The 306-nt window shown below is 36.9% G+C and carries 1 pseudogene; it reads left to right on the plus strand.

Annotated features, from left to right (window positions below):
* Positions 1-306, plus strand: a pseudogene (locus tag GFJ99_RS13330) (PD40 domain-containing protein); the annotation flags it as partial.

The following is a 306-nucleotide window of genomic DNA, read 5'->3' on the forward strand; positions in this document are numbered from 1 at the left end:
GAGGAGAAGACATTTGGAAAGTATCAGTAAACGGAGATGAGTATGGAACACCAGAAAACTTAGGAGCAAAAGTAAATACGGAAGCCAATGAGAGTTTTCCATTCATTACCGAAGACAATATTTTGTTTTTCTCCTCAAATGGAAAAACAGGTTTTGGTGGATTGGACGTGTTTAAGATGGACTTAAACAAAGGTACAGAAGCAATCAATGTAGGAGAACCAGTAAACACATCAAAAGACGACTTTGCATTTACATACAATACATCAAAGAAAGTAGGTTTCTTCTCGAGTAATAGAGACGGAGTAG

The sequence above is a fragment of the Flavobacterium sp. LMO6 genome (assembly GCF_009495795.1).
GTDB lineage: Bacteria > Bacteroidota > Bacteroidia > Flavobacteriales > Flavobacteriaceae > Flavobacterium.